At 76.3% G+C, this 3,551-nt stretch carries 2 protein-coding genes and 1 pseudogene; all 3 read right to left on the bottom strand.

Annotation, left to right across the window (positions count from 1 at the left end; all coding sequences use genetic code 11):
* Window positions 1-153: 153 nt before the first annotated feature.
* Entirely contained in the window at window positions 154-291 is a 138-nt protein-coding gene (locus tag HCN52_RS22825; RefSeq protein ID WP_167934310.1) for a SapB/AmfS family lanthipeptide, read from the bottom strand.
* A 12-nt stretch (window positions 292-303) separates the two neighbouring features.
* Window positions 304-2,943 carry a class III lanthionine synthetase LanKC gene (lanKC, locus tag HCN52_RS22820; protein ID WP_168090326.1) on the bottom strand — a complete coding sequence of 880 codons (2,640 nt, stop codon included), beginning with the start codon at window positions 2,941-2,943 and terminating at the stop codon, window positions 304-306.
* A 349-nt stretch (window positions 2,944-3,292) separates the two neighbouring features.
* A pseudogene (locus HCN52_RS22815) lies at window positions 3,293-3,551 on the bottom strand (hypothetical protein); the annotation flags it as partial.

The raw sequence follows: 3,551 nt of genomic DNA, 5'->3' as shown, positions 1-3,551 counted from the left end.
GGCCCTTGGGCCCGCCCGGGAGCAGCTCTCACGAGTGCCGTGGCACCGTCACGACCCGGCCGGCGCCGGGTCGCTCACCTGCCCGCCGCGGCGCGCCGGCGGCGCGGCGGGAGCAGCCCGTTCGCGGGGGCGCACCGAACGGTGCGCCCGGGGTCACGGGGTGCAGAGGGTGACGCTGAGGGAGCTGTGCTCACAGATCAGGAGGCTGACCTGGCTCCCCTTCGAGAGCTCGCCGAAGTTCTCCTCCTCGACGGCCGGGGTCTCCATCGTCTGCAGGTCGAGCAGCGCCATAGCGGTGTCCTTTCAGAGGTGCCATTCGGATTCGGCCCCGGGATCGGGACCGGTCTGTGGGCCGCCGAGCGGCGGCAGGAACGGCAGGTGCGCACCGGGGACGCGCCCCGTCGCACTGCCGAGGGCGAGCAGGACGCCCGCCGTACCGGTGGAGAGGTCCATGGAGAGCCGCATCAGCTGCTCGCCGGGGAAGGCCAGTTCGCCCTGCCAGGGCACGGCCTGCCGGCGCAGCAGGGTGAGGTGGCGCGCCACCGTCCCCGCACGCTCCTCGGCGTCGCCGGCGGAGGTCCGCGCCAGGTACAGGACCAGCCCGGCGACGCCGCGGTCGAGCCCGGGCTGGATGTAGAAGGCGGAGAGCGTGGCGCGCAGCAGCGCCTCGCGGGCCTCGGCGAGCGGCGTGTCGTCCGGTCGGTGGTGCAGGTAGTCGTCGAGCACCGCGGCGATGCCGGCGCTGCCGGCGCCGAGGTAGGGCATGGCACGCGTCCCCTCCCGCACCATCAGGGCGCCGGTGCCCTGTTGGGTGTGGCAGCGGGCGAGATCCCGGCGCAGCGCGGTGGCCGCGAGGTCCAGCAGCCGTGCCTCACCAATGCGTTCGTAGCGGCGGACGAGCGCCAGCGCCAGTCCCGCGCCGCCGTGGAGGAGGCCGCCGCGCGGCAGCGGTCGCTCCTCGCGGACGGCCGACTCCACTGCCCGGAAGCAGCGTTCCGCGGCTGCCGAGAGCGCCGCTGCCTCCGGCCCGTCGTGGCCGGCCGCCAGCGCGTCCAGGGCGAGAGCGATCCCGGCCTGGCCGCCGTGCAGGGTCGGCGCCAGCGCGTCCAGCGGCTCCCCGGCGACCACCAGGGCCAACTCCCGCGCCTGTGCAGGGTGGCCGAGCCGGTCCAGGGTCCAGGCCACGCCCGCGAGGCCGTCGTGCAACCCGCAGGCGCTGCCGGACAGGGGCTCCTTCGACCGCGCGAGCAGCCACTCCTCCGCCTCGCGGCACCGGGGAGCGCCGACGGCATGCAGGGCGTACAGCACGCCGGCCGCGCCGTGGGCGAGGGAGAGACCGCCGGTCGGCGTGGCGAACTGGGCGATGTCACCGGGGAAGCAGCGGTCCGTCCGTTCCGGGGTGGCCGAGGCGAGGAGCGCGCGCACCATCGAGTCGCGGGCCGGCTCCCAGGCGGTCAGGGACGGCGGTTCCGCGGCCGTCGACGGGGGCGGCGCGCCCTTCTCCACCTCCGCGACCGCGGTCGACAGCGCCGCGCGGTCGACCGGGAACTGCTCCGCCGCCGCGTCGGCCAGGCGGCGGGCCGCGCCGCGGTCCAGCCCGAACAGCGTCGTCAGCGGCAGGAACAGGGCGAGCCGCAGGCAGGCGAGCGCGTAGCGGTCCACCGCCGCGCCGCGGCGGTCGCTCGGGGCGACGAACGCGGGGTTGGCCACCACCTGGCGGCGGCGGTCGATCGCCGGGGAGGCGGCCTCGAAGTCGAGGAGGACGACCTGGGCGGGGACCTCCGTGCCGTCGGGCCCGGTCTCCGAGCGGAGCATCACGTTGGCCATGTGGAGGTCGCCGATGACGGTGCCCCGCGCGTGGATCTGCTCCACCGCCCGCTCCACCAGTGCGTACACGCGGTGCGCCCAGGCGGTGTGCGCGGCCAGCTCCGCGGCGGTCGGCGCGGCTGCGGAGAGGGGGAAGCGGCGCGCGAAGGCGGTGTTGAGCGGTGTGCCCGCCACGTGGTCCAGGACCAGGAAGTGGTGCCCGGCGACGGTGAAGGAGTCCCGCAGCCCGGGTACGCACGGCAGTCCCCGCAGCGTCTCCAGCGCCTCGCGCTCCCGGCCCAGCCGCCGCACCGCGTCGGCGCCGTCCGCCGCGAGCCCGGCGTGCGGCCTGCCCTCCTTGAGGACCACGCGCTCCCCGGTGCGGGTGTCCCGCGCGGCGTAGACACCGCCGCCGTTGGAGAAGTGGAGCGCCGTCTCCACCTGGTAGGGCAGATCACCGAGGCCGGTGGCCTGCCGGGCGCTCAGATGGGGGCGCAGGAACTCGGGAAGCTCCACCCACGGCGGCAGCCGCAGCCCGGGCTCCCGGGGATCGGGCACCAGGGTGCCGTCGGGGTCGGCGATGGCCGGGACCAGCCGCCCGTCCGGTGCCGGGCAGTACCGCGCGGCGAAGGCGCCGTAGCGCACGTGGACCGGTGCACTGCCGCACCGCAGGTCGCTGAGGATGTCGGGCCCCTCCTCCCCGGCCAGCTCCTCGCACAACCCCTCGCAGAGCTCCCGCAGTCGGCGTTCGTCGTCCGGGTAGACGGTGACGAACTTGCCGCTGCCGGCGCGGTCGGCGTACTTCGCGTTGCGGCGGAGCAGCAGCGCGGGGGAGGGGACGCACTTGAAGGGGACCTTGCGGGAGACGCAGAGGGCGACCACGCGTTCCAGTACGGCGGGGGCGTTGTCGAGCGTCGCCGAGACGTGGATCTTCCAGCCCTGCTGCGGCAGGGAGGCCGCCGCCGGGCTCCAGGAGACCCAGTCGCCGCGGTCGGCCCGCTGCCAGCCGGACGGCAGCGGCCCGCGGGCGGCGGGGTACCAGTCGGACGCGGGAGTCCCGCCGACGTCGCCGCGGGCTCGCGGCCTGTCGTAGAAGTGCGGATCGCTGCCGCAGAACGCCCCGTACTCCGGGTTCACAGGCCCTCCCCGCTCGACCGTTCGACGATTCCCCCTCGTTGGGGACATCGCAGACCGTTTCACCCGGAGGAGTGCCGGCAACAGTCGCCGATGTCATCAGTCCGTGATGCTTTTGACACCTGCGGAGCGTCAGTGCGTGGCGTGCGGGCCCGGTGCGTGACGGCGTGCGTGCGGGGCACGCGAGCGCGGTGCGGCACGTGCCGTCGCCGACCCGCCGCACCCCGCGTCGCCTGCGCTGCGGCGGGCCCCCACCACCGGTGCGCCCCGGGACCGCCGCCGCACCCCGTGGCCGTGCCCGTCGTGCCGGAAGCGTCCCGCGGCGGCGCTCGTGGGTCGCCGCGGCACGGGCTCACCAACTGGTCAGCAGCAGGTGGTTGACCGCCAGCGCCAGCCCCGCCTGCGCCAGGAGCCACCCCCGCACACCGCCGAGGAGCGCGCAGGCCGGCACCAGCCACAGCAGGAACGGCAGCCAGATGCGCTCCGTCTCCGCCTTGCTCATCCCCGAGACGTCGGCGACCACCACGGTGAGCAGCGCCGCCCCCGCCAGCGCCGCCAGCCGCACCGGCCCCCCGCCGCTGCCGCCCCCCGGCCCGGCGCCGCGCCGCCCG

The sequence above is a fragment of the Streptomyces bohaiensis genome, from assembly GCF_012033785.1.
In the GTDB taxonomy this organism is placed as follows: Bacteria; Actinomycetota; Actinomycetes; order Streptomycetales; family Streptomycetaceae; genus Streptomyces; species Streptomyces bohaiensis.
Note: the sequence above shows the minus strand (reverse complement) of the source record. Positions and strands in the feature narration are given on the sequence as shown.